Raw genomic sequence first — 21,270 nt, 5'->3', positions numbered from 1 at the left:
CGGGCGATCAGAACCTCACCCGCACGCTGCCCAGCACCTGCCTGCGCTGACCCCAGTAGCAGCTCGTATAGCCAGAGCAGCTCGCGACATAGACGCGGTCGAACAGGTTGTTGATGTTGACCGCCAACCGCCAGCGCTGCCGGTGGCCGAGATCGTAGTGGATCGCACCGTCCCACAACGTTGCCGACGGCACGGTGAAGCTGTCGGCGTCATCGGCCTCGGTATTGCCGATGTAGCGCAGGCCTAGACCCACCCCGAGCCCGGCAAGCGTGGGCAGCAGACGCGGCTGGATCTGGTAATCGGCCCACAGCGACAGCGTGTTGCGCGAGATGAGCTGCGGGCGCTTGCCCTGCGTGCCGGTGGTGGACTTCGTGATCGTCGGGTCGAGATAGGTGTAGGCGCCGATCAGGTCGAGCCCGTCGAACAGATGCGCGGTCGCGCCCAGCTCGGCACCGCGGACGCGGATCTCGCCGGTCTGGATGGTGTTGAGCGGGTTGGACGGATCCGGACCGGCGACGTTGGTCTGCCGCAGGTCGAACAGCGAGGCGGTGAGGAAGCTCGCCATGCCCTTCGGCTGGTATTTGGCGCCGACCTCCACCTGCTTGCCATAGGTCGGCTTGAGCGGGGAGCCGGCGAGATTGGTGCCCGAACTCGGCTGGAACGAGCGCGCGTAGCTCGCATAGGTCATCAGTCCGAAATCGAACAGGTAGCCCAGGCCGCCGCGATAGGTGAACACACGGTCGAACTGCCCGGCATTCGCCACCCCGCCGGCGGTATAGCGGGTGACGGATTGCGTGCCGGCCCAGTCGTAGCGCCCGCCCAGATTGATCAGCACATGCCGGGCGAGCTTGATCTGGTCCTGCAGATAGAGCCCGTCCTGATACTGGTCGGTGTCGTTGTGCAGCGCGAACGGCACCGCCTGCTGGACCGTGTACACCGGGTGATACAGGTTCAGCGGCGTGGCGGACGCGTAGCCGTAATCGTAGCCGATGAGCGAATGGCTGTAGTCGAAGCCGGCGAGCAGCGTATGCGCCGCCGGGCCGGTGCGGAAATGCCCGGTCAGCCGGCTGTCGGAGGTGAACAGATCCGCCCCCGCCACCTCGTGAAAGGCGAGCCGGTAGAGATGGATGTCGTCGGCGGCGATGCCGAGCCCGTAGACCTGCGCCCAGTTCAGATCGAGATGCGCGTAGCGGAAGCTCTGATGCAGGCTCCAGTCATCGGTGAGCTGATGGTCGAGCAGGAAGCCGACCTCGTATTGCTGGCGGTCCCATTTGTCCTGGTCCGGCGAGCCGAGGAACAGATCGGTCGGCAGGCGGCCGTTCGGATTGGCGAACACCGTGCCGAGCGAGGGGAAGAACTGCTCACCCGAGGTGTGGTCCTTCTGGTACCACGACAGGAAGGTCAGGTCGGTACGCGGGCCGATATGCCAGGTGAAGGAGGGTGCCACATAGATGCGGTTGTCCTTGACCATGTTCACCTGGGTGTCGGAATCGCGCACCAGCCCGACCAGACGGCCATCGACGCGGCCATCGGTGCCCGGGATCGGCCCGGTGGTGTCGAACTGGCCCTGATAGCGGTCATACGACCCGGCCATGAACTGGATTTCGGTCGATGGTGTCGACTGCGGCTTCTTGCTGACCAGATTGACCAGGCCGCCGGGTGCGGCCTGCCCATACAGCATCGAGGACGGGTCCAGCAGCACCTCGATCCGCTCCAGCCCGTACGGCTCGGCCACCGGCCCGGTGCTGCCTGGCGTGAAGCGCATGCCGTCGAGATACAGACCATAGGTGGTGGCGTCGAAGCCGCGGATGCGCAGCCAGTCGAAGCGCGAATCGTTGCCGTAGCTGTCGGGAGCGACGCCGGGCGTGTAGCGCAGCGCCTGGTTGACGGTCTGCACCTGACGCTCGTCCATCGCCGCGCGGGTGACGACGGCCACACTCTGCGTGGTCTCGATGATCGGCGTGTCGGTCTTGGTCGCGGTGGTGGCACGAGTGGCGACGACGCTGCGATGGCCGACCACGTCGATGCGCTCGGCCGAGACCTCGTCCGCCGCGCGTCGCGCAGCGTGCGGCGGTTTCGACGGGTCGGCCGCCCTCGCCGACAGCCCGCCCGCGCAGGTGGTGGTCAGGATCGCCGCACTCAGCAGCAGGGATCGTCGGAACAGGTGGGACATGGGCTCCAGCATCGTTGGCTGCCGCGGCGGGCGCCGCATACGACCGGGTTCTAATTGACACTGCGAGTCGTTCGCAATAACGTGTAACGAAATTTTTTGCAGGAGACATTCCATTTGTCCGGTCCCGCGCTGAGGCGTTGGCGATGGGTGCATCGCTGGAGCAGCATCGTCTGCACGCTGTTCCTGCTGATCCTGTGCCTGACCGGCCTGCCGCTGATCTTCGACGAGGAGATCGACCGCGCCCTCGCCCCCTCGACGCGGCCGGCCGTGGCGGCCAGCGCGATGCCGCTGGACGCGATGGTCACCGAGGCGCGACGCCTGCATGGCGGCGAGCGTGTGCGCATCGTGATCCCGCATCCCGACACCGCCAGCGTGCAGATCAGCACCGCACCGGGCGCCGACGACCCCTATGACCGCCTGCACCAGACCAGTTTCGCCGCGGACGGCACGCTGCTGCGCGACGGCGCCGCACCCGCCGACGCGGTGATGGGCGTGCTGCTGCAACTACATGCGAGCCTGCTGACCGGGTTGCCCGGCGAGATCTTCCTCGCCCTGATCGGACTGATCTTTCTCGCCGCCCTGGTTTCGGGGGTGGTACTGTATGCGCCCTTCGCGCGCCGTCTGGGATTCGGCGAGATCCGCCGCACCGGCTCACGCCGGCTGCGCTGGCTCGACCTGCACAACGTCATCGGCATCGTCACCCTCGCCTGGGCCGGCGTCGTCGGTGCGACCGGGGTGATGAACGGCCTCGCCACACCGCTGTTCGGCATCTGGCAACTCCGTGACGTCGCCCCGGTGCTGGCGCCTTACGCGCATGATGCGGCGATCATCCCGACCGCGCCGCTGTCCTCGGCCATCACCGCCGCGACCTCCACCGTGCACGACAGCGAGGTCAGTTTCGTCACCTTTCCCACCCATCTCTATGGCAGTCCGGACCACTACGTCGTCTGGGTGAAGGGACGATCGAAACTGCGCGCGCAGATGCTGACGCCGGTGCTGGTGGATGCGCGCGACGGGCATGTCGCCTTCGTCGCCAGGATGCCCTGGTACCTGCGGGCACTGGAACTGTCGCGGCCGCTGCATTTCGGCAATTACGGCGGCCCGATCCTGAAGATTCTCTGGGCGGCACTGGATGTGTTCACGATCGCCGTTCTGTGCAGCGGGCTGTATCTGCTGATGTCACATCCACGCAGCCGCCGCGCCGCCGGGCCACGAGACAGCGAGGCACGGCGACTGGTGGAGGGCGAAGCATGAGCGTCTGGATCGGGCCGGCAGCGATGGCGAGCGTCAGTGTCGCCGGCCTCGTCGGCGCCTTGCTGATCGAGGGTCCGATCGGCGACGGTCTCGGCGTGATCGGCCTCGGCATACCAAGCCTCGTCCTGCTGGTCTTCCTGTTCCGCGGCCGCTGAACCGACAGCCCTGGGGTCGCGGCCGGGGCTGCCGGTCCGCGACGGGCACCCGCTATCGCGAGATATCGGTCACGCCCCCCGGTCCAGCCCTGCCTCCACGACGCTCCGGCGGCCTGGCTTGATGGCGGCACGGTCGAGATCGCCGCCGTAATGCGCGGCGACGCGCCGGTCCATGACCCGGCGCCAGAGCGGCGGAACATAGGCCAGGACGATCATCGTTGCGTATCCAGCCGGCAATTGCGGACTCTCATCGAAATGCCGCAGCGTCTGGTAACGCCGCCGCGGATGGGCGTGATGATCGGAATGTCTCTGCAGGTGATAGAGAAGGAGATTGGAAACAACGTGACTGCTGTTCCAGGAGTGAACAGGTCGGCAGGGCTCATAGCGCCCGTTCGGCAGTCTGCGTCTCGCAAGTCCGTAGTGCTCAAGATAGTTCACGGTTTCCAGGAGCGAGATGGCATAGAGCGCCTGCACGATGAGGAACAGCAGCGCGGGCCAGCCGAAGGCGGTCGTGACGGAACCGAACAACAGGATCGTCATCGACCAGCTCTGCAGGATCTGGTTGCGAACGCTCCACGCCCGGCACCCGTGATTGTTCAGCCGCCGTCGCTCCAGGCGCCATGCCGATACCAGGCTGCCCCATACGGTACGCGGCAGGAATTCCCACAGGCTTTCGCCCATGCGTGCACTCGCAGGATCTTCGGGAGTCGCGACATGCAGATGATGACCGCGATTGTGTTCGACGTAGAAGTGGCCGTAGGCGGAGGGCGCGAGCGTCAGTCGCGAAACCCAGCGGTCGATCGCCTCGGCCTTGTGACCGAGTTCGTGCGCGGTGTTGATCCCAAGTCCGTTGACGCCGCCTGCGGCCAGCACCGCGCCGGCATAGCCAAACACGTCGAGGGCCTGGCTGGTGACGATCCAGGCACACCAGATCGTGACCACATACTGCACGGGCGTGTAGGCAAACAGCAAGGCCCGGTAATAGAAACTCGCCTCCAGGGCCGCCATGGCCTCTTCCGGCGGATTTGAGCGATCGTCGCCGAAGACCATGTCGCCCATGGGCACGACGACATAGATCAGAAAAGGCAGCAGCCACAGCGCAAGCTCGGTCCAGCCGTGAATTCCCCAACGTCGCGAGAGCCACGTGAACGTGGCCAGGGACAGGCAGACAATGACCGGCACGGCTGCACTCAGCAGCCACAGGAAATATTTCCGGTCGACCCATCGACGGGACGGATCCGGTGCGGGTGACGCGATGATCGCGCTCATGTCTTTCTTCCTCCCTGTCTGTAGGCCCAGGATAAGCGGGCAGGTGACAGCCTGAAACAAACGGGAGGCCTGAACTGCTATGACAAAACCCGACGCACCGCATGACACGCTGGGCCTGATCCTGGACGAGATCAGACTGTCCGGCGCATCGCTGAACGATGTGGAACTGGCTCCTGGCACCGACCATGTCTTCGACACGCTCGACCGTGTCACGATCTATATCGGGCAACATCTCACCATTCGCATCGAGCCCGCGAACCACGCCGCACAGGATATCGGGCCCGGTGACCTCATGGTCGTCACCACCGGCGGCAGGCATCGCCTGTCGACCGGCACGGAACGCGCGAGGCAGACCGGTATCGCGGATCCCGCCCGCGTCACCTGCGGAGCGTTCCGTTATGACACGGAGTTCGCAGCACCACTGATCGCGTCCCTTCCCCCGATCATGAGGTTTTGCGGTTCCGGCCCGGACGCACCGCCGTGGCTCGTGACCGGCCTGGCATTTCTGGAACAGGAACGCTCGGTCCGGCAGCCGGCGGCACAAGCCGTGATCAACCGCGTGCTCGACATCCTGATGATCGAGTGTCTCCGTGCGGAGATCGAACGCATACCCGCCGATGTCGGCAACTGGCTCGCCGCGCTGCGCGACCGGCAGCTTTCCGAGGTGCTTGCGGCCATCCACGCCGATCCGCTGCACGCCTGGACCGTCGGCGAACTCGCCGACATCGCGCGCCTGTCACGCTCGGCCTTCGCGACGCGATTCACGCAGACCCTGGCGACACCGCCGATGGCTTATCTGAGTGCGCTGCGCCTGCGCATGGCCATGCGCCAGCTTCAGCACTCCTCCGCACCGGTCAAATCGATTGCCGCAGCACTCGGATACGAATCGCCCGTGGGTTTCACGCAGGCGTTCAAGAAGCACTTCGGCATACCGCCATCGGCCGTGCGCACCGATGCCGCGGCAGCGCTGCGGAAGGCTCAGATCATGTAGTCGATCGGCGGCAGGCTCTGGTCCATCGTCAGCGCCGGCATGCCGACATGTCGTGTTCCGACCACGCGGGCCGGATTGCCGACCACGGTGGTGTAGGGATGCACATCCTCCAGCACGATCGAGCCGGCGCCGATCTTCGCCCCCTCGCCGATCTCGATATTGCCCAGCACCGTCGCGCCCGCGCCGATCAGCACGCCACGCCGGATCTTGGGATGACGATCGCCGGTCAGCTTGCCCGTGCCCCCCAGGGTCACGCCCTGGAGCAGGGAGACGTCGTCGTCGACCACCGCCGTCTCGCCGATCACGATGCCGGTGCCGTGGTCGATCAGCACCCGCCGGCCGATGCGCGCCGCCGGATGAATGTCGAGGCCGAAGATCTCCGACACCCGGCTCTGCAGATGCAGCGCGAGCGAGCGCCGGTGCTGTACCCATAGTCGGTGCGCGACGCGATGGGCCTGCAGGGCCTGGAAACCCTTGAAATACAGCAGCGCAGTGGCGAGATCGGGCGCGGCCGGGTCGCGCTCGCGCACCGCGCGCAGGTCGGCCGCGCCCGCTTCGAGGATGTCGGGCTCGGTGCGGTAGGTCTCGGCGGCAAGTGCTGCGATCGCGGCCGGGGCGATCATCGCATCGCCGAGCTTGCGGCCGAGAAGCTGGGCGAGGCTGTCATCGAACCCGTCGCGATCAAGGATCGCCTGGTGCATCAGCGGTGCGAGCAGCCGCTCGCCCGCCGCCTGTGCGGCCTCGTCGCGCAGGGAGGGCCACAATGCGCCGGCAACGGAGGGCAGGGACGCGGCGGTCTCGGCGGTCTCGGCCTGCCGGGCGCGCTGCTGGCTGGATCTGGAGGGCACGGTTGCGGACCTCGTCTCGGATTGCGGGGCGATCAGCGGGCGAAACCGCTGGCGCGGGCCATGAACACCCGCTTGAGGCGCGGCATGCGGTGGACGCCGGCGATGCCGACGCGGCGCGCGAGGGTGAGCACGGGGTTGTCGGTGGAGAACAGCCGATCGAGCGCGTCGGTCGCGGCTAGCATCGCCATGTTGGGCGGACGCTGCGCGCGCTGGTACTGCGCCAGCAGCGCCGGGTCGCCGCAATCGCGCCCCTCTGCATGTGCGTCGATCAGCAGCGATGACAGGGCGATGGCGTCGCGCAGGCCGAGATTGAGCCCCTGCCCGGCGATCGGATGCATGCCGTGCGCGGCATCGCCCACCAGCGCGAGACGCGGTGCGGTGTAGCGATGCGCGTGCATCGCCGAGAGCGGGTAGATCCAGCGCCGCCCGACCGGACGCAGCTCGCCGAGATGCGGGCCCAGACGGCGCGCGATCTCGCGGGCGAAGGTCTCGGGCGGCAGTGCGACCAGCCGTTCGGCCAGCGCCGTGCGCTCGGTCCAGACGATCGCCGAGAGGAACCCCAGCCCGGTCTCGGCCGCGACCTCGGCATCGGGCGACATCGGCAGTTGCGCGAACGGGCCGCCAGGCAGGAAATGTTCCAGCGCGCGGTTGTGGTGATCGAGGCCGTGCGCGACGGCGCAGACGATGCCGGACTGGCCATAGCGCAGGCGGGTCACGGGGATGCCGGCCTGGGCGCGCAGCGGGCTTTCGCGCCCCTCGGCGGCGATCACCAGCCGCGCCGCGATGTGCCGGGGGCCGTGTTCGGTCTCGAGCGCGATCGCGGCCTGCGCGTCGGCGAAGCGCACCGTGACGCGGGCGGGGGCGAACACGTCGATGCGCGGATGCTCGGCCAGCGTGGCGTTGAGCGCGATGCGCAGCGCACGCGCCTCGCACATCCAGCCGAACGGGCCGGCGTCGAGCTCGGCGCTGTCGAAATGCAGGAACAACGGTGAGGCGGGCAGGCCGGGCCGGCCGTCGGAGACGCGGATTTCCTCGATCGGGCAACTCGGCTGGCACAGCCGCTGCCACACGCCGCCCGCTTCGAGCAGGCCGCGCGAGGAGGCGGCGATGGCATAGGCGCGCCCGTCGAAAGCGGGATGTTCCATCGGCGGCAGGGCGGCGCGGTCGGCGATCGCCACCCGCAGGCCGCCCTCGGCGAGGCGGCAGGCCAGCGCCGCACCCACCGGGCCGGCGCCGACGATGCACACGTCATACGGAGGAGCGGCCTCGGGATCAGGTACGGCCAGCGTCGTCATCTGCGTCATCGTCTCAGCCTTGCGCGCGCCACGCATGTCTCCACGGGTGGCGCAATCCTGGGCAGAAGCCGCCCATGTGCTGCTCAAGATAGGAGCAAGCGCGGCGCGCGGCGAGAGGGCACCACCACGCAGCGCGCGCGGAGACGGGTTGTGGCAAGCGTTTCGCAGTTGGTATGAATTTCTGGCACGGTTCTTGGATGCCGGGTGGTCCGAGCAACGATCGGACCCGGTGGCATCGAGCGATGGGCGGACCGGTGGGAGGAGCAAGTCAGATGAAGCTTGTCACTGCGGTGATAAAACCATTCAAACTGGACGATGTCCGCGAGGCACTGACGCCGCTCGGCGTGCAGGGCCTCACCGTCAGCGAGGTCAAGGGATTCGGCCGCCAGAAGGGCCAGACCGAGATCTATCGCGGCGCGGAATACAACGTCAGCTTCCTGCCGAAGGTGAAGATCGAGGTCGCGGTCAGCGACGACCAGCTCGACCAGGTGGTCGAGGCGATCGCCACCGCCGCCCAGACCGGCAAGATCGGCGACGGCAAGATCTTCGTGACCGATTTGCTGACCGTGGTGCGCATCCGCACCCGCGAGACCGGGGAGGGCGCGCTGTGAGGACTGTCCTGAAACGCCATCTGCCTGCGCTGGGCGCGATCGCCGGCGCGGCCCTGAGCATCGCCCCTGCCCTGGCCCAGACCGCGGCGCCCGCGGCCCCTGCGGCACCGCCGCCGATCAATTCCGGCGACACCGCCTGGATGCTGACCTCGACCGCACTGGTGCTGATGATGACGGTGCCGGGTGTGGCCCTGTTCTACGGCGGCATGGTGCGCAAGAAGAACGTGCTCGCCACCCTGATGCAGGCCTTCACCATCACCTGCCTCATCACGCTGGTGTGGACGGTGATCGGCTACAGCCTCGCCTTCACGGTCGGCAATCCCTATATCGGCGATCTGTCGCGTTTCATGCTCAACGGCATCGCCGCGCAGTTCTCCAAGGGGTCGGATGCCGGCTTCGTGCTCGGCTCGGTGACCAACACCATCCCCGAGAGCGTCTTCATGACGTTCCAGATGACCTTCGCCATCATCACGCCCGCGCTGATCGCCGGCGCCTTCGCCGAGCGCATGAAGTTCTCGGCGATGTGCATCTTCATGGTGCTGTGGTCGATCGTGGTCTACTCGCCGATCGCGCACTGGGTGTGGAGCCCGTCGGGCTGGCTCGCCGGCATCGGCACGCTGGATTTCGCCGGCGGCACCGTGGTGCACATCAACGCCGGTATCGCCGGCCTGGTCTGCGCGCTGGTGCTGGGCAAGCGCCGTGGCCTCGGCCATGACGACATGTCGCCGTACAACCTCACCTATGCGGTGATCGGCGCCTCGCTGCTGTGGGTGGGCTGGTTCGGCTTCAATGCCGGTTCGGCGGCCGCGGCCAACGGGCGTGCGGGCATGGCGATGGCCGTCACCCAGATTGCCACCGCTGCCGCCGCGATCGGCTGGATGCTTGCCGAGTGGATCACCAAGGGCAAGCCGACCGTGCTCGGCATCATCTCCGGCGCGGTGGCGGGGCTCGTCGCCATCACCCCGGCCTCGGGTTTCGTCCTGCCCGGCGGCTCGCTGGTGATCGGCTTCGCGGCCGGCGTGATCTGCTTCTTCTCGGCCACCGCGCTCAAGCATGCGCTCGGCTATGACGATAGCCTCGACGCGTTCGGCGTGCATGGCGTCGGCGGCATCGTTGGCGCGCTGCTGACCGGCGTGTTCGCCTATGCGCCGCTGACCGCCACCGACAGCTCGCCGGGCACCGGCGGCTCGTTCGCCCAGCTCGTCATCCAGGCCAAGGCGGTCTGCGTGACGCTGATCTGGTCGGGCGTGATCAGCTTCATCATCCTCAAGGTGCTGGACCTGACCATCGGCCTGCGCGTGACGCAGGAGCAGGAGCTCGAAGGCCTCGACACCACGCTGCACGGCGAACGGATCAACTGATCCCGGCTTCCCGCATCGCGATTTCCGACCGGCAGGCTTCCCTCGGGGCCTGCCGGTTTTTTCGTGCTACGATCCCGCCATGACGAACGCTCTCAAACTCAGCGCCCGCAACCAGCTCCGCGGCACCGTGCTCGACATCACCAAGGGGGCGACCACCGCGCATGTGCGCATCGGCATCGCCGATGGCGCGGTGATCACCGCGTCGATCACCAACGAGGCGGTCGACGAGCTCGGCCTCACCGTCGGCGGCGAGGCGGTCGCGGTCATCAAGGCCTCGGACGTGATGGTCGGCGTGGGTTGACCCCGCGCCCACGCATCCTGCTGACCGGGTTCGAGCCGTTCGCCGGTGCGAGCGTCAACCCGTCCTGGGAGGCGGTGCGCGCGCTTCGCGACACGCCCCCGGCGGGGATCGAGCTGCATGTGCGCTGCCTGCCCTGCGCCTATGGCGGCACCGACGCCGCCCTCGCCGGCGCGTTCGACGAAACCGCCCCCGACTGGACGCTGCTGGTCGGCCAGGCCGGCGGCCGTGCGGCGATCAGTCTCGAACGCTTCGCCCTCAATCTCGACGACACCGCCACCGCCGACAATGCCGGCATCGTGCATGTCGACCACACCATCGTCGAAGGTGGCCCGCTGGCCTATGCCTCCACCCTGCCGCTCAAGGCGATGGCTGCCGCCCTGCGCGCCGATGGTCTGCCCGCGGAACTCTCCTCCACGGCCGGGCATTTCCTCTGCAACCGCGCCTTCTACCTGCTCATGCACACGCTGCGTGACACGCCGCACCGACGCGGCGGCTTCGTCCATGTCCCGCATCTGCCGCAGCAGACCACCACCGACCGGCCCAGCCTCGCCCTCGCCGAACAGGTCCGCGCCCTGCGCCTGCTGGTGGAATGCTGCCGCGACGGGGTGGCGCAGACGGGCACGATCGCCGAAGGTGCGACCTGCTGAAGATGAGGCTCTGACCACATGTATCCCTGGCTGAGACTGGCGCGGACCGCGCTCGACCGTTCAGGGCCCGGGCGCGTGGGCATTTTCGAGACCACCACCATCCGGCTGCGCGCCTGGCCGAACGATCTCGACATCAACATGCACGTCAACAATGGCCGTTATCTCACGCTGGCCGATCTCGGCCGGTTCGACTGGTTCCGCCGCGTCGGCCTGTGGGAGGTGGCGAAGCAGCGCCGGGTCTATCCGGTGATCGGCGACGTGACGGCCAAGTTCCGCCGCGAACTCCGCGCCTTCGAGCGCTTCGAACTGCGCACCCGGCTGGTCGGCTGGGACGACAGATGGGGCTTTCTCGAGCATCGTTTCGTCCGCGCCGGCCGAACCTTCTGCGTGGTCGCGATCCGTGGCGTCTTCACCGGCCCCGGCGGCACGATGCGTCCGGCCGAGTTCCTCGGCGAGCTCGGCCTGGGCCTCGACTCGCCGCCGCTGCCGCCCTGGGCCAGCCATTTCCACACCGCCGCAGAGGCGATCAGCGAAACCCTGCGCGCCGAGGAACGCGCGGCGCAGGGCTGACGCTTCAGGCAGCACTCGCCGCGATGCGGCCGATCTCGGCCAGCACTGCCTCGGCCCGCGGACGCGGCAGCGGGGTGTCGACCCAGGCGGTGACGATCAGCGGGGCGCGGTCGGGCGGGTAGCAGATCGCCACATCCGCCACCAGCGCATTGCGACGGCGGCCGGTCAGCATCCCCGCACCGGTGCCGGTCTTGTCGCCGACGCGCCAGTCGGACGGCAGGCCGGCGCGCAGACGGCGGTCGCCGGTCCTGCACGCCACCAGCCAGTCGGCCAGCACCCGGCGGTGGTCGGCCGACAGCAGATCGCCGGTCAGCAGCCCGCGCATCGTCGCAGCCATCGCCGCCGGCGTGGTGGTGTCGCGCAGCTCGCCCGCCGGCTGGTCGTTCAGCGCGAACTCGATCCGGTCGGAGCGAGTCGTCGCGTCGCCGATGCCGCGCAGCCAGGCGGTCAGCCCGGCCGGACCGCCGAGCCGGTCGAACAGCAGGTTGGCAGCACGGCTGTCGCTCAGCGTGACCGCCGCCTCGCACAGCCCACCCAGCGAGGAGTCATGTCCCGCGTCGGCCACCGGTGCATCGAGCGTCATCTGGCCCGCATCGACGCGGGCCAGCACATAGGCGGCGAGCAGCAGCTTGACCGTGCTGCACAGGCCGAAGCGTTCGTCGAGACGATGGCCGATCAGGTGCAGGCTGGCGGTATCGAGGATCGCCACGCCGAGGCGTCCGAGCGCGCGCTGTTCCAGCCGGTCGAACCGCTCGGCAGGCGTCATCGCCCAGGCCCCGGGCGGGGCGGCGAAGGGCAGGCAGACCGCGCCCGACAGCACGGCGCGACGCGTGGTCCGGGAGCGCATCAGGCGGTGGAGTCCTCGGGTGTCCAGTCGGTGCGCTGCAATGCGGCGGCGCCAAACCCCAGCATCGCCGCCACGGCGAGGAAGGCGGCCGCGGCGACGACGCCATACCAGATCGGTGCGAAACCATGCGTCAGCAGCGTCACCGCGGCAACGTTGACGATCATCATGCCACCGAAATTGCCTGCGCCCGTCCACAGTTTCGACAGGCCCGACGCCATCGCGCACAGGCAGCCGAGCTGACACGCCGCCATCACCATCAGCCCGGTGACGGCGGCGCGCAGCAGACCGTCGCGCGGCGGATCGAGCCGGAAGACGACCAGCAGCACGCCCAGCACCACCGCGGTGATGACGCTCAGATGCGCGGTCCGCCACAGATGGGCACGGATCAGCGTGGCCGCGAACCGCCGCCGCGAGCCGTAGCGTCCGGCGACGAAGATGCGTGTCCACTCGCCGCGCGACATCAGCCACACCGAGGCACCGAGCACAGGCATCGCCGCAGCACTGCCCATCAGCGACTGGATGCGGTCATGCGAGCCTGCGCCCTTGCCCCCACCCAGCGCGGAAATCACCCAGCCGAACGCCAGTCCCACCAGCAGGATGGCGAGCGTCTGCAACACCAGCATCAGCGTGCCGGGATCGAACGGCCCCGGCGGTAGCGGCTGCTCGCGCAGTGGCGCGGGGCGCCAGTCGAGCACACGCAGCAGCCCGGGCGGGATGGTGCCGGCGGGGCGCCTGGCCATCCAGCTCTCCCGTGCGCGCTCCTGCTCGTCCTCCTGCTGACGAGCCTCGGCGGGGCGGAACTGGAGCGAGGCGATCGCCGCCGCGATCACCCCGATGCCGATCGGCGCGTCAATCCAGGCCGGCGCGTTGCCGATCAGCTTCATCACCGAATCGAGCGTGCCGACGAACAGCAGCGGCAGGTAGACCAGGGTGAGGACCCCCTGCCGCCGGCGCCCCTGGCCGGTGACGGTCGCGCCACGGCCGAAGCCGAACCCGCCGAAGGAGGCGAGCGCGGTCAGCGCCAGCGCGCTCGCCGGCGCGCCGCCCAGTACCACCAGCGGGGCGGCGAGCAGGCATTCAGCCAGCACGATGGCGATCGCGCCCGCCGCCCGCTCGGCTGCAAGCAGGGTCGGCATCATCGGCGCGATGTTGCTGCCCACCCGGCCCCAGTAGCTGGCACTCACCGCCGCCGCCGCATAGAACGCACCCATCCACCAGGTATTGAGCGCCTCGCGGCTGTAGAGCGCGCTCGCCACACCGTGCCGGCGGATCTCGACGACGAGGTGCGGGACGTTCCAGCCGGCCATCGCCAGCGCGCCGGCGGCGACCAGCAGCCAGAAATTGCCGCGCAGCGTGGGCCGCCGCACATACATCGCCAGCGCGGCGAGGGTACCGGAGGGCAGCAGCGCGTGGCCGCTCATCGCGTCATTTCCAGGAACGTCGCCTCCAGGTCCGGCGTGTCGATCTCCACCACCAGCCCCGTCGCACGCAATGCGGAGTCCGACCCAGGCTGCCAGCCATCGACCAGCAGTGCGCCGGACGGCGTCTCGCGCAGCACGCTGACCCCGCTGCCGACGAGCGCCGAGCGCAGCGCAGACACCTGCTCCGGCGGGCAGCGCAGCAGCCGGGTGCCGTCGCGGAAGCGCGCCATCGGCGTGTCGTGCACCACCCGGCCATGAGCGACGAACACCGCACGCGTGGCGATACGCTCCAGATCGGACAGGATATGCGACGAGATCAGCACCGCCGCCCCGGTGCGGTCGCGATATTCGGCCAACAAGGCCATGAAGTCGTGACGCGCCTGCGGGTCGAGACTGGCGACCGGCTCGTCGAGCACCAGAAGGTCCGGCGCATGGCGCAGCGCGAGGATGATCGACAGGCGCTGACGCTGGCCGCCCGAGAGCGACTTGACCCGCGTGCCCATCGGCAGCCTCGCCCAGTCGGCGAGCCGGGCATCGAACGGCGCGGTGCCGAACCGGCCCAGCTTCGGCACCTGGAAGTGGGCCAGGTAGTCGAGCAGCTCGCCGGCGGAGAAGCCCGAGAACCCGGTCATCGCCTGCGGCACGAAGCCGATGCGGCCGCGCTGGGCGGCATCCAGCCCTGCCGCCTCGGTATCGAACACGCGCACGGACCCGGAGCTCGGCAGCAGGAAGCCGAGCAGACAGCCGATCAGTGTCGTCTTGCCCGCCCCGTTCGGCCCGAGCAGGGCCACCGTCTCGCCAAGGCCGAAGGAAAAGCGCATGCCGTCCAGCGCACGCGCGGTGCCATAGGTCTTCACCACGTCATCGAGGCGGACGATGGCGGGAGTCGTTGCGATATCGGTCATCGCCGCCAACTCTTTCACGCCGCTCAGCGCCGGTCCAGACGCGCTCCCACCGCCCAAGCGAGGACGAACGCCGCAACCCCGAAACCCACGATCCACACGCTCACCGGCCAGTCGGTGAGATAGGACGCGACCAGTCCGGCCCAGCATTGCGCGAGCGCCAGGGCCACCGAGACCGCAGCCCCCGTCCGGGGATGACGGGTGAGACGCTGGGCAGCGGCGGGTGGGGCGACCATGAGCGCGAATGTCAGCAGCACGCCGACGATCTGCGCGCTCGCCGCCACCGCCACCCCGGCCAGCATCATGAACCCGGCCCAGACCAGCCGCACGCGCACGCCCTGCGCCTCGGCGAGATCGGGTTGCAGGATCACGAACAGCAGCGTCCTGTGCATCCATGCCAGCCCGGCCAGTGCGGCCACCACCACCGCGCACAGCACCCACAGCGTGGCGCGATCGATGCCGAGGATGTTGCCGAACAGCAGCGAGGTCGCCGCCGATACGCTGCCGGTGGCGAAATGCAGGCACAGCAGCCCGACCGCCAGCGATGCCGCCAGCAGCAACCCGATCGCCACATCCGCCGCGGCACCGCCCCGCCGTCCCGCCGGCCGCTCGATCGCGCCGATCGCCGCCCCCGCCAGCACCGGCAGCCCGATCATGCCCGGCAGCGGCGGCCAGCCGGCCAGCAGGGCGGCGGAGGCGCCGGCGAACGCGATATGCGACAGCGCATGGCCGGCGAAGCTCGCCGCCCGCAGCACCAGCAGATAACCCACCACCCCGGCCAGCACCGACACCGCCAGGGCGGCGAGCAGCGCGTCCTGCATGAAGCCGAACTGCAGCATCTGGCTCAGCATGCCGGCACCACCACCACCCTCCCCTCGCCCGAGATCACCTGCATCCGCGCGCCATACAGCCCGTCGAGCACGTCGGCGCGCAGCAGGGCTGCGGGGGCATCGAGCCGCACGCGCCGCGCGGCGATCCAGAGTGCCGCATCCATCACGCCCAGCAGCGGATTGAGATCATGCGCGCTGAACAGCACCGTCGCCTCGAGCTGGCGGCGGATACGGTCGATCAGGGCGACGATCTGCACCTGCGCGCCGGGGTCGAGCCCGGCCAAGGGCTCGTCGAGCAGCAGCAGCCGCGGCGCGCCGACCAGTGCCTGCGCCAGCAGCAGGCGCTGGCGCTCGCCGCCCGACAGCGCGCCGAGCCGGCGACGCGCCAGGGCCTGTCCGTCGACCAGGTCGAGTGCGGCGCCGATCGCCGGTCCCTGCCCAGGATGCGCCGCCTCCAGCAGGGCGATGGCGGCGAGATCGAGCGTCGCCGCCGGCCACTGGCGCTGCTGCGGCAGGATGCCGATCCCCGCCCGGCCCGGTCGCGCCGGCGCATCGAACACCGTGATGCGCCCGGCGCGCGGCCGCTCCAGCCCGAGCACGCTGCGCATCAGGGTGGTCTTGCCCGCGCCGTTCGCCCCGAACAGACCGACGAACGCGCCCTGGGCGAGCCCGAACGAGGCGTCTTCGACCAGACGGCGCCGGCCATGCGCCAGCGTCACCCCCGCGAACTCCACCGCCGCAGGTGCCGCGGCCCCGGCCTGTGGCGCACGCTCCTCCCCGGGCGAATCCGTCAATGGTCCGCTCACGCAACACCTGCCGCCCGAGCCACGGACTCGAGCAGCTGCCGCAGCCATTGCTGCCACGACAGCTCCGCCGGCAGCGTCTCGGCGACCGCGATCGTCGGCACTCCGTCAGCCTCGGCACGTGCGCGCAGCGCATGGCTCAGCGGGCTGGCGACCTGCGCATTGAACACCAGTGCGGCCACGCGATGACCATCGAGATCGGCCTGCAGCCTGGCCAGCGACGCCGGGCCCGGCTCGGTCTCGTTCTGTGCGGCCAGGGCGACCTGAGGATCGGCCGTCACCACGCCGAGCGCGTCGAGAAGCGGGCCCAGCACCGGCTCGGTGGCCGCGAACCGCAGGGGCGGGTGGCGGGCGGCGAAGGCCGCGCGCAGCGAGGCCACCCGCGCCGCCAGCGGCCGCGTCGAGTCCTCGAACGCCGCGCCCCGCGCCCGGTAGCCCGCCGCATGGGCGGGATCGCGCGCCGCCAATGCCGCCACCAGTGCGCTCGCCAGCGCCGGTCCGGAGGCCGGGTCGACCCACAGATGCGGATTGTTGCCCGACTGGGCACCCTGGACCACGCCCGGCAGCCGGTCGACGCGGATCACCACCTTCGCCGGCGCGCCGGACGCCGACAGCAGCCTGTCGAACCAGGGCTCGTAGCCCGCGCCGTTGGCGATCGCCACATCGGCGCCCGCCACGGCCCGCGCGGCCGCCGGTCCGGGCTCGTAGAGATGCGGATCGCCAGCGGGATTGGCCATCAGCGACACCACTTCGGCATCCGTGCCGGCGATCTGGCGTGCGATGTCGCCATAGACAGCCTCGGCCGCGACGATGCGCAGCCGTGCTGCCTCCGCGTGGCCCGCGCAGGCACAGGCGCACAGCACGGACAGCACGAACGAACACAGCGCCCGTCGCGGCGCGGGCGGGCGCTGCGGGGGAGACGCGGCGTCGAACATGGAGGCAAGGTTATAACATAACCCCCGCCTGTCCAGAACCCTCCATAGGACGAAACGACATGGGGCTTACTTGAAAATGCGATACGACATGGCATGATCGCGACAGTACAATGACAAAACCCCGGCTCATGGCGTCCTTATGGCGTCGATTGCGACCGTCATGCCCCGGCCGGGGCCGAGTTCCAGGAGCGTCCTTGCCCATGCTGAACCGCCGCCGGCTGCTTTCGGCCGCCGCCTCCATCGTCTCGGGGACGATGCTCGCGTCGATCTGCGGCGGGACAGCCATGCGCCGGGCGCAGGCCGCGACCATGTTGCTGAACGCCAGTTTCGACCCGACCCGCGAGCTGTTCCATACCATCGACGCCGCTTTCGCCGCCGATTGGCGCAAGCGGACCGGCGAGGCGCTGACGGTACGCACCTCCAATGGCGGCTCCGGCGCGCAGGCGAAATCGGTGCTCGACGGACAGCCGGCCGACGTCGTCACCCTGGCACTGGCCGCCGATATCGACATGCTCGCGGCACACGGGCTGCTGGAAGCCGACTGGCAGGACCGGTTGCCGAACCGCTCCACCCCCTACAGCTCGACGATCGTGTTCCTGGTCCGCAAGGGGAACCCGAAGAACATCCATGACTGGCCCGACCTGATCCGTCCGGGCGTGCAGATCATCACCCCGAACCCCAAGACCTCGGGTGGGGCGCGCTGGAACTACCTCGCCGCCTGGGCCTGGGCGCTGCACCAGCCGGGCGGCTCGCCCGCCACCGCCGAGGCCTATCTGAAGGCGCTCTACCACCAGGTCCCGGTGCTCGATACCGGCGCGCGGGGTGCCACCAACAGCTTCCTCCAGCGCGGCCTCGGCGACGTGCTGCTCGCCTGGGAGGACGAGGCCCTGCTGGCCCACGCGAAGCTCGCCCCGGACGAGGTCGAGGTGGTGCGCCCGTCGCTGAGCATCCTCGCCGCCCCGCCGGTCGCCGTCGTCACCCGCAATGCGCAGGCGCACGGCACCGAGAAGCAGGCCCGCGCCTATCTCGAGTTTCTCTACACCCCGGCCGCGCAGGAAATCGTCGCCGCGAACTATTTCCGCCCGTCCGACAAGGCGGTGCTGGCGAAATATGCCGACCGGTTCACACCGATCACCACCGTCGATATCGAGAGCCTCGGCGGCTGGACGAGCGTGCAGAAGACGCATTTCGCCGAGGGCGGGGTGTTCGACAAGTTGCTCTAGGATCTTCTTTTTCTGAAGAAAAAGAAGCAAAAAGACGTCTGTCCGTCAGGGTACCGGGCGCTCGCCAGCCCACGGAATCCCGACGGACGGAAGTTTTTTTGGTTCTTGTCAAAAGAGAACATCGTCTTCCGGAGCCTGCCGATCACTCCCCACCGCCCCCTCCTGCCGGGCTTCGCCCCCGCCCTCGGCACCACCCTGCTCTGGACCGGCCTGCTGGTCGCCCTCCCGCTCAGCGCTCTCGCCCTGCGGCCGTGGGAACACGGCCCCGGCGCGATGCTGCATGTCCTGACCGGTGATCGCGTGCGGGCAGCGCTCGCGCTCAGTTTCGGTGCGGCCGCACTCGCCGCGACGATCGCGCTAGGGCTCGGTCTGGTGCTGGCCTGGGCGCTGGCGCGCGGCCCGCGCTCTGGCCCGCTCGCCGCAGTCCGGCGCGGGCTCGACCTGCTGATCGACCTGCCCTTCGCGCTCCCCACCGCGGTCAGCGGCATCGCACTGGCCACGCTGTACGGGCCGCGCGGCTGGTTCGGCGCGCCCCTGCACGAACTCGGCATCGACATCGCCTATACCCGCGCCGGCATCGAGGTCGCGCTGGTGTTCGTCAGCCTGCCGTTCGCGGTGCGCGCGGTGGAGCCGGTGCTGGCGGCACTGCCGGCGGCGCGCGAGGAGGCGGCCGAAAGCCTGGGGGCCACGCATCTCCAGGTGCTCGCCCGCATCGTGCTGCCGGCCCTGCGTCCGGCCCTGCTGGCGGCCTATGCGCTGGCCTTCGCGCGCGCGCTGGGCGAATACGGCTCGGTCATCTTCATCGCCGGCAACATGCCGGGCCGCTCCGAAATCGCGCCGCTGCTGATCGTCATCCGGCTGCAGGAATTCGACGAGGCGTCCGCCGCCGCGATCGGGCTGCTGATGCTGCTCGGCGCCGCCCTGTGCCTCGCCGCCCTGTCGGCCGCCCGGCGGGCGCTGCGATGAGCCGCGTGCGTGACCGCGCCGACGCGCGCGACTGGCTGGTGATGGCCGCCGCCTGCGCCATCGTCGGCGTGCTGCTGATCGCACCGCTCGTGCTGGTGTTCGTGCAGGCCTTCGCCGACGGCTGGCGCCCCGCGCTCGAAGCACTGCGCGAGCCCGAGACGCTGTCGGCGATCCGGCTGACGCTGTTCGTCGCGGTGATCGTGGTCGCCGTCAACAGCGTCTTCGGCACCATCGCCGCCTGGCTGCTGGCGCGGTTCGACTTCCGCTTCAAGGCCGCACTGCTGACCCTGATCGAACTGCCGGTCAGCATCTCGCCGGTGATCGGCGGGCTGGTCTGGCTGCTGCTGTTCGGCGCCCAGGGCTGGTTCGGGCCGTGGTGCGAGCGCCACGGCATCGGGCTGATGTTCGCCTGGCCGGGCATCGTGCTCGCCACCCTGTTCGTCACCTTCCCCTATGTGGTGCGCACCGCGCTGCCGCTGCTGGAAGCGCAGGGGCCGGCGCAGGAGGAGGCGGCCGTGCTGCTGGGCGCGGGCTGGTGGTCACTGTGGGCCAGGGTGATCCTGCCGGGAATGCGGCTGGCGCTGCTGTCGGGCGTGCTGCTGACCACCGCGCGCGCCTTGGGCGAATTCGGCGCCGTTGCCGTGGTATCGGGCCATATTCCAGGACTGACCAACACCATGCCGCTCGAGATCGAGACCCTCTACAACGGCTACCGCAGCACGGCCGCCTTCGCGCTGAGTGCGACGCTGGCCCTGATGGCGCTGGCGGTGATCGCGTTGCGCACGCTGATCCGCCGTGCCGGATCCGTGCGCGCATGAACCTCGAGATCGACTCCATCAGCCTCGATTATGGTGCCGGACGGGGCCTCGACGCGGTCGGCTTCACCGTCGCGCCGGGCGAATTCGTCGCCCTGGTCGGCCCGTCGGGGGCGGGCAAGACCACGCTGCTGCGCATTATCGGCGGCCTCGCCCGCGCCAGCGCCGGCCATGTCCGGCGAGACGGCGTCGATCTCGGCAGCCTGCCGGCACGCAGGCGCAATATCGGCTTCGTGTTCCAGGACTACGCGCTGTTCCCGCATCTGTCCGTCGCCGGCAATGTCGCCTTCGGGCTCAAGGTCCGCCCGCGCCGGCTGCGACCCTCGCGCGCCGAACGCCGCGCCCGCGTCGCCGAGCTGCTCGCTTTGGTGCAGGTGGCCGAACTCGCCGAGGCCCGGCCCGCCACCCTGTCGGGCGGGCAGAGCCAGCGCGTCGCCCTCGCCCGCGCGCTCGCCACCGACCCCTCGCTGCTGCTGCTCGACGAGCCGTTCGGCGCGCTCGACCCGCTGGTGCGCCGCGACATCCGCGTGTGGCTGCGTGCGCTCCAGCAAAGGCTTGGCCTGACCACGGTGATGGTCACCCATGACCGTCAGGAAGCGATGGAGATCGCCGACCGGGTCGCGGTGCTGCGCGGCGGAAAGCTGCTGCAGATCGACACCCCGGCGGTACTGGAAGCAGCACCCGCGGACGCGTTCGTGATGCGCTTTCTCGGTGAGACGCTGGAATTTCCTGGCCGTGTCGAGGCGGGCGTGTTCACGCCGGTATCGTCGGCCATCGCCCCGTTTGCCGCCCCACCCGGCCGGGCGGGCGAGGCGGTCGCGCTGATCCGGCCGTGGCAGGTGCGGCTCTCGCCCGCGCCCGACGGCGCGCAGATCGACGAGACCCATCCGGCCGGCGCCTTCCACCGCATCTCGCTCACCCTGCCGGGGACGGGGGCGGCCTTCGAGATCCTCTCCCCCGCCGAACTGCCCACGCCGGCACGCGGGCAGCGCATGCGCATCGAGCTGCTCACGCCGCGTCTGTTCACGCCGAAGGGCGAGCCGATCCGCTGAA

Annotated in this window: 22 protein-coding genes; 12 read left to right on the top strand and 10 right to left on the bottom strand. The window is 69.6% G+C overall.

The features are described 5' to 3' along the window. Window positions 1-7: 7 nt before the first annotated feature. Entirely contained in the window at window positions 8-2,173 is a 2,166-nt protein-coding gene (locus FHR90_RS08015) for a TonB-dependent siderophore receptor (protein ID WP_176623034.1), read from the bottom strand. A 114-nt stretch (window positions 2,174-2,287) separates the two neighbouring features. Here FHR90_RS08015 and FHR90_RS08010 point away from each other — a divergent pair, with 114 nt between their 5' ends. Continuing rightward, the gene (locus FHR90_RS08010) at window positions 2,288-3,427 is read left to right on the top strand and encodes a PepSY-associated TM helix domain-containing protein (RefSeq protein WP_176623036.1); all 1,140 of its coding nucleotides are present in this window, start codon (window positions 2,288-2,290) and stop codon (window positions 3,425-3,427) included. Continuing rightward, window positions 3,424-3,582, top strand: a complete 159-nt coding sequence (locus FHR90_RS08005) for a hypothetical protein (protein ID WP_176623038.1) — start codon at window positions 3,424-3,426, stop codon at window positions 3,580-3,582. Before FHR90_RS08010 ends, FHR90_RS08005 begins: the two co-directional genes overlap by 4 nt. 69 nt (window positions 3,583-3,651) lie before the next feature. Here the strand turns inward: FHR90_RS08005 and FHR90_RS08000 are convergent, their stop codons facing one another. Next, complete coding sequence (locus FHR90_RS08000; protein ID WP_176623040.1) at window positions 3,652-4,851, bottom strand: alkane 1-monooxygenase; 1,200 nt, start codon at window positions 4,849-4,851, stop codon at window positions 3,652-3,654. A gap of 79 nt (window positions 4,852-4,930) precedes the next feature. Between FHR90_RS08000 and FHR90_RS07995 the strand changes: the two genes are divergently transcribed. Continuing rightward, window positions 4,931-5,842, top strand: a complete 912-nt coding sequence (locus tag FHR90_RS07995; protein WP_176623042.1) for a helix-turn-helix transcriptional regulator — start codon at window positions 4,931-4,933, stop codon at window positions 5,840-5,842. On the opposite strand, the gene cysE is transcribed toward FHR90_RS07995, so the two are convergent. Together cysE and FHR90_RS07985 are read right to left on the bottom strand one after the other, a co-directional pair. Then, the gene (gene cysE, locus FHR90_RS07990) at window positions 5,830-6,690 is read right to left on the bottom strand and encodes a serine O-acetyltransferase (RefSeq protein ID WP_176623044.1); all 861 of its coding nucleotides are present in this window, start codon (window positions 6,688-6,690) and stop codon (window positions 5,830-5,832) included. The two genes, FHR90_RS07995 and cysE, sit on opposite strands and share 13 nt — an antisense overlap. A 32-nt stretch (window positions 6,691-6,722) precedes the next feature. Next, window positions 6,723-7,994 carry a UbiH/UbiF/VisC/COQ6 family ubiquinone biosynthesis hydroxylase gene (locus FHR90_RS07985; protein ID WP_246330117.1) on the bottom strand — a complete coding sequence of 424 codons (1,272 nt, stop codon included), beginning with the start codon at window positions 7,992-7,994 and terminating at the stop codon, window positions 6,723-6,725. 263 nt (window positions 7,995-8,257) lie between these two features. Between FHR90_RS07985 and glnK the strand changes: the two genes are divergently transcribed. The 5 genes from glnK (at window position 8,258) to FHR90_RS07960 (ending at window position 11,475) form a co-directional block, all read left to right on the top strand. Then, a complete protein-coding gene (gene glnK / locus FHR90_RS07980) occupies window positions 8,258-8,596 on the top strand; it encodes a P-II family nitrogen regulator (RefSeq protein WP_176625116.1) in 339 nt (112 codons plus the stop codon). An 8-nt stretch (window positions 8,597-8,604) separates the two neighbouring features. Beyond that, window positions 8,605-9,957, top strand: coding sequence for an ammonium transporter (locus tag FHR90_RS07975; RefSeq protein ID WP_176625118.1), 1,353 nt, complete (start codon window positions 8,605-8,607; stop codon window positions 9,955-9,957). Between the two features lie 79 nt (window positions 9,958-10,036). Next, window positions 10,037-10,258 carry a TOBE domain-containing protein gene (locus tag FHR90_RS07970; protein WP_176625114.1) on the top strand — a complete coding sequence of 74 codons (222 nt, stop codon included), beginning with the start codon at window positions 10,037-10,039 and terminating at the stop codon, window positions 10,256-10,258. After that, the gene (gene pcp / locus FHR90_RS07965) at window positions 10,255-10,905 is read left to right on the top strand and encodes a pyroglutamyl-peptidase I (RefSeq protein WP_176625112.1); all 651 of its coding nucleotides are present in this window, start codon (window positions 10,255-10,257) and stop codon (window positions 10,903-10,905) included. Before FHR90_RS07970 ends, pcp begins: the two co-directional genes overlap by 4 nt. Before the next feature lie 75 nt (window positions 10,906-10,980). Beyond that, the gene (locus tag FHR90_RS07960; RefSeq protein WP_218062098.1) at window positions 10,981-11,475 is read left to right on the top strand and encodes a thioesterase family protein; all 495 of its coding nucleotides are present in this window, start codon (window positions 10,981-10,983) and stop codon (window positions 11,473-11,475) included. A gap of 4 nt (window positions 11,476-11,479) precedes the next feature. Here FHR90_RS07960 and bla read toward each other — a convergent pair whose 3' ends face one another. From bla to FHR90_RS07930, 6 genes are read right to left on the bottom strand one after another with little or no spacing between them, the layout of a single operon-like run. Continuing rightward, entirely contained in the window at window positions 11,480-12,322 is an 843-nt protein-coding gene (gene bla, locus FHR90_RS07955) for a class A beta-lactamase (RefSeq protein WP_183275019.1), read from the bottom strand. Then, window positions 12,322-13,743 carry a hypothetical protein gene (locus FHR90_RS07950; RefSeq protein ID WP_176625274.1) on the bottom strand — a complete coding sequence of 474 codons (1,422 nt, stop codon included), beginning with the start codon at window positions 13,741-13,743 and terminating at the stop codon, window positions 12,322-12,324. The genes bla and FHR90_RS07950 overlap by 1 nt, the downstream gene beginning before the upstream one ends. Further along, the gene (locus tag FHR90_RS07945) at window positions 13,740-14,648 is read right to left on the bottom strand and encodes an ABC transporter ATP-binding protein (RefSeq protein WP_176625276.1); all 909 of its coding nucleotides are present in this window, start codon (window positions 14,646-14,648) and stop codon (window positions 13,740-13,742) included. The genes FHR90_RS07950 and FHR90_RS07945 overlap by 4 nt, the downstream gene beginning before the upstream one ends. Before the next feature lie 23 nt (window positions 14,649-14,671). Continuing rightward, window positions 14,672-15,496, bottom strand: coding sequence for a metal ABC transporter permease (locus tag FHR90_RS07940; RefSeq protein ID WP_246330116.1), 825 nt, complete (start codon window positions 15,494-15,496; stop codon window positions 14,672-14,674). Next, window positions 15,490-16,269, bottom strand: coding sequence for a metal ABC transporter ATP-binding protein (locus tag FHR90_RS07935; protein ID WP_246330115.1), 780 nt, complete (start codon window positions 16,267-16,269; stop codon window positions 15,490-15,492). The genes FHR90_RS07940 and FHR90_RS07935 overlap by 7 nt, the downstream gene beginning before the upstream one ends. Before the next feature lie 8 nt (window positions 16,270-16,277). Then, the gene (locus FHR90_RS07930) at window positions 16,278-17,213 is read right to left on the bottom strand and encodes a metal ABC transporter solute-binding protein, Zn/Mn family (RefSeq protein WP_183275017.1); all 936 of its coding nucleotides are present in this window, start codon (window positions 17,211-17,213) and stop codon (window positions 16,278-16,280) included. Between the two features lie 200 nt (window positions 17,214-17,413). On the opposite strand from FHR90_RS07930, the gene FHR90_RS07925 reads away from it, so the two are divergent. The 4 genes from FHR90_RS07925 (at window position 17,414) to FHR90_RS07910 (ending at window position 21,269) form a co-directional block, all read left to right on the top strand. After that, window positions 17,414-18,436 (top strand): sulfate ABC transporter substrate-binding protein, encoded by a 1,023-nt coding sequence (locus tag FHR90_RS07925; protein WP_176626098.1) that lies wholly within the window; start codon window positions 17,414-17,416, stop codon window positions 18,434-18,436. Between the two features lie 105 nt (window positions 18,437-18,541). Continuing rightward, window positions 18,542-19,402, top strand: a complete 861-nt coding sequence (cysT, locus tag FHR90_RS07920) for a sulfate ABC transporter permease subunit CysT (protein WP_246330114.1) — start codon at window positions 18,542-18,544, stop codon at window positions 19,400-19,402. Then, window positions 19,399-20,220 (top strand): sulfate ABC transporter permease, encoded by an 822-nt coding sequence (locus FHR90_RS07915; protein ID WP_183275016.1) that lies wholly within the window; start codon window positions 19,399-19,401, stop codon window positions 20,218-20,220. The genes cysT and FHR90_RS07915 overlap by 4 nt, the downstream gene beginning before the upstream one ends. Next, window positions 20,217-21,269, top strand: a complete 1,053-nt coding sequence (locus FHR90_RS07910; RefSeq protein ID WP_183275015.1) for a sulfate/molybdate ABC transporter ATP-binding protein — start codon at window positions 20,217-20,219, stop codon at window positions 21,267-21,269. The genes FHR90_RS07915 and FHR90_RS07910 overlap by 4 nt, the downstream gene beginning before the upstream one ends. Window position 21,270 lies beyond the last annotated feature (1 nt).

This window comes from Endobacter medicaginis, from assembly GCF_014192375.1.
GTDB classification, from domain to species: Bacteria; Pseudomonadota; Alphaproteobacteria; order Acetobacterales; family Acetobacteraceae; genus Endobacter; species Endobacter medicaginis.
Note: the sequence above shows the minus strand (reverse complement) of the source record. Positions and strands in the feature narration are given on the sequence as shown.

Excerpts from the sequence above, each read along its gene's own strand:
- FHR90_RS08015 (WP_176623034.1), bottom strand. The coding sequence starts at position 2,173 with ATGTCCCACCTGTTCCGACGATCCCTGCTGCTGAGTGCGGCGATCCTG.
- glnK (WP_176625116.1), top strand. The coding sequence starts at position 8,258 with ATGAAGCTTGTCACTGCGGTGATAAAACCATTCAAACTGGACGATGTC.
- FHR90_RS08005 (WP_176623038.1), top strand. The coding sequence starts at position 3,424 with ATGAGCGTCTGGATCGGGCCGGCAGCGATGGCGAGCGTCAGTGTCGCC.
- FHR90_RS07915 (WP_183275016.1), top strand. The coding sequence starts at position 19,399 with ATGAGCCGCGTGCGTGACCGCGCCGACGCGCGCGACTGGCTGGTGATG.
- FHR90_RS08000 (WP_176623040.1), bottom strand. The coding sequence starts at position 4,851 with ATGAGCGCGATCATCGCGTCACCCGCACCGGATCCGTCCCGTCGATGG.
- FHR90_RS07950 (WP_176625274.1), bottom strand. The coding sequence starts at position 13,743 with ATGAGCGGCCACGCGCTGCTGCCCTCCGGTACCCTCGCCGCGCTGGCG.
- FHR90_RS07910 (WP_183275015.1), top strand. The coding sequence starts at position 20,217 with ATGAACCTCGAGATCGACTCCATCAGCCTCGATTATGGTGCCGGACGG.
- FHR90_RS07925 (WP_176626098.1), top strand. The coding sequence starts at position 17,414 with ATGCTGAACCGCCGCCGGCTGCTTTCGGCCGCCGCCTCCATCGTCTCG.
- FHR90_RS07930 (WP_183275017.1), bottom strand. The coding sequence starts at position 17,213 with ATGTTCGACGCCGCGTCTCCCCCGCAGCGCCCGCCCGCGCCGCGACGG.
- bla (WP_183275019.1), bottom strand. The coding sequence starts at position 12,322 with ATGCGCTCCCGGACCACGCGTCGCGCCGTGCTGTCGGGCGCGGTCTGC.
- FHR90_RS07970 (WP_176625114.1), top strand. The coding sequence starts at position 10,037 with ATGACGAACGCTCTCAAACTCAGCGCCCGCAACCAGCTCCGCGGCACC.
- FHR90_RS07985 (WP_246330117.1), bottom strand. The coding sequence starts at position 7,994 with ATGACGCAGATGACGACGCTGGCCGTACCTGATCCCGAGGCCGCTCCT.
- FHR90_RS07940 (WP_246330116.1), bottom strand. The coding sequence starts at position 15,496 with ATGCTGAGCCAGATGCTGCAGTTCGGCTTCATGCAGGACGCGCTGCTC.
- FHR90_RS07945 (WP_176625276.1), bottom strand. The coding sequence starts at position 14,648 with ATGACCGATATCGCAACGACTCCCGCCATCGTCCGCCTCGATGACGTG.
- FHR90_RS07995 (WP_176623042.1), top strand. The coding sequence starts at position 4,931 with ATGACAAAACCCGACGCACCGCATGACACGCTGGGCCTGATCCTGGAC.